2 protein-coding genes are annotated in these 2,884 nt (G+C 53.3%); one reads left to right on the forward strand and one right to left on the reverse strand.

The genetic code is table 11. The features are described from left to right. The first annotated feature begins 403 nt into the window (after positions 1 to 403). The gene (locus AC56LW_RS23975; RefSeq protein WP_499638354.1) at positions 404 to 862 is read left to right on the forward strand and encodes a MarR family winged helix-turn-helix transcriptional regulator; all 459 of its coding nucleotides are present in this window, start codon (positions 404 to 406) and stop codon (positions 860 to 862) included. 23 nt (positions 863 to 885) lie between these two features. Here the strand turns inward: AC56LW_RS23975 and AC56LW_RS23980 are convergent, their stop codons facing one another. Next, positions 886 to 2,463 (reverse strand): methyl-accepting chemotaxis protein, encoded by a 1,578-nt coding sequence (locus AC56LW_RS23980; protein ID WP_499638357.1) that lies wholly within the window; start codon positions 2,461 to 2,463, stop codon positions 886 to 888. Positions 2,464 to 2,884: the final 421 nt, after the last annotated feature.

A 2,884-nucleotide genomic window follows, 5' to 3' on the forward strand; every position in this document is an offset into this window, starting at 1 on the left:
TTTTAAAGAACTTTATTCGGTGCTTCTTGCTGTTAGTAGCGAATCGTTTTGTTCGCTGCAGCAGAGAAGAGAGATTATGCTGTGTTTCCGAAATCTCGTCAACTCTTTCTTTTCGCTCCGTCTCAGATTTCTCTGTAGACCTTGCTCTCGTAACCACTTGATTACGTTAACTTTTTCGGTCAGTGCCGAAGCGGAGGCGAACTATAACAAACCATGGGTAGATTGCACAAGACCCCTTCAGGAATATTCTTCAAAGCGAGTATTCATGCGTCAAAAATAGCAAGACGCGACAGATGACATGGGCTTGCTCCACGAATCGCGAGGGACTGCCAAAGCATGAGGGCGCTAGCCCCCTTGGGTAGCATTGCTTGCAATTATCTAGTGTGCGACCTATATTGGATCCATGACGACCCCTCCTCTTCCCTCTACCACCACGCCTCGCCTCGACGAACAGCTATGCTTCGCGCTGTATTCGACTTCGTTGGCAATGATGCGGGTTTATCGTGGCGTGCTCCCTCAACTGGGCCTGACCTACCCTCAATATCTCGTCATGATGGTGTTGTGGGAACAGGATCAATTGACGGTGTCAGATATCGGCGTGCATCTGTTCCTGGATTCCGCAACGTTGACCCCATTGCTCAAGCGCATGGAGGCCCAGGGCCTAGTGCAGCGCAATCGTGCGCGTAGTGATGAGCGGCAAGTGATCATCAGCCTGACTGACGATGGCAAGGCACTCAAACAAAAAGCCGCCAATGTAATGGCGGCAGTATTTCGTGCGACAAAGTGTTCGGCCGACGAAGCAGAGACATTACGTGGTCAGTTGGTCGAACTGCGCAATAGCTTGAACGACAACGACGGCTAAGCCGACGCTGTCGTTCATCTGACTTATGCTGCGATTCGCAGCGGCTGGTTCTCGGCATTGACTCGGAACACCCGAACCGTTCGCAACAAACTCCCCGCTTGCTCATTGAGCGCTGCTGCCGACGCAGCGGACTGCTCGACCAGCACAGCATTTTGCTGGGTTGCTGCATCCATCTGATCAACAGCAAGGTTGACCTCTTGAATGCCGGCGTGTTGCGCTTCGCTGGCGGCAGTGATCTCTTCGATAATGCCACTGACATGTTGCACGCTCGTCACGATGTCGTTCATCGTCATGCCGGCTTGCTCGACCAGCTTCGAGCCCGCATCCACCTTGGCGACCGATTCGCCGATCAATGCGGAAATCTCTCTTGCGGCGCTGGCCGAACGCTGGGCCAAGCTTCGCACTTCACTGGCGACCACGGCGAAGCCACGGCCCTGTTCGCCTGCACGCGCTGCCTCTACTGCAGCGTTGAGTGCGAGGATATTGGTTTGAAATGCGATGCCATCAATGACGCTGATGATGTCCGAGATCTTGTGCGCAGATGCATTAATTTCCTGCATCGTGCTCACCACTGCAGTGACAACATTGCCACCCTTACTGGCAACCTGACTTGCTGATGCCGCAAGCGTATTGGCATGACGGGCGTGTGCGGTATTTTGTTCCACCACGGCCGTGAACTTTTTCATCGACGTTGCCGTTCGACCCAGCGAGGAGGCTTGTTGAGCAGTGCGCGTTGAAAGGTCGCTGTTGCCGGCGGTGATTTCGCTGGAAGCATTTGCAATCATGTCAGTGCCACCCCGCACTTGCGCAACGATACGCTGCAGACTGGTTTGCATTTCACCAATGGCGTACATGACGCTCGCCCGATCTTTGGGGCGCACAGTCACCTTGACTGTGAGGTCGCCTGAAGCGATCGCCGATGCGATGCGATTGACTTCCAAAGGTTCGCCACCCAACTGGCGCAGCAGGTGCGCCGTAATGGCGCCACCGACCAGAATACTGATCATCACTGCCGCGAGCGCAACTGCGATGATCGTCGTTTGTGCGGACGTGACAGATTGTTCTGCTATCAGCGTACCGGCTTCGACCTGCTTTTGCACGGCCTTGATTACGCGATCGATGTCCAGCACGTTTTGCCGGCGCAGCGGGCTGCACTCGTTGACCAGGAATGCACCATATTCTGTCATCTGCCCGGCATCGCGGTAGCGTCTTGGACGATTGAGTTCCTCTGCCATACGCAGCAGGCCGGCACGCATCGTCGCAAAGTCAGCATTTCCCTCAAACAAGGGTGCCAGAGCCTGCAGCTCCTCAAGGAAATTAGCCTTGTGCTCGTCCAGCAGAGACAGCTCGCCCTGTGCTTGCATCGTATCCGGAATGATGTAAGCGTTGCGTGCAGCAAGCCCAGTTTGCGCGAGGGATTCACGCAGCGCATATAGGCGCTCGAGCTTGGTCGTGCGTACAGCGTTCTGAGTCGCCAGTTCCTGCCCAACATTTCCTAACTCACGCCAAGCAAAAAACGCGAGCACGATGATGAGGATTCCGACCAGGCCAAATCCAACGCCGAGTTTTGCACGGGTACTGAGTGAGGAAAATATGCTCATATGACAATGACTTTGAAAGAAAAAACGGTTTCTACGGATGGATTTGACCCATCAACTGGCGGATGTTGAACACTGACGGAAGATTATAGAGAAGATTTAATAGCGCACTATTGATTCCATACAGAAAGCAAAGTTTTCTGTTCGCTATGTCATTTGTACTGATGTTTTTTCACACAAAAGTCGGCATGACCTTGTCTGACGGGGGAGATGCAGTAGAGACACAGTATATAAAGCCGCTTGCCAGACTGCCATGACTAGCATCGAGTGACGCAGTATGGTGACGGATCAAATGTCAGGCCATTTTGATCGCCCAAAGCGAAAAGCCCCACTCAGATCACTGAGCGGGGCTTTTCTATATAACTAGCCTGACGATAACCTACTTTCACACTGGTTGCAGCACTATCATCGGCGCAAAGTCGTT

The sequence above is a fragment of the Telluria sp. LT2P80 genome (assembly GCF_059685955.1).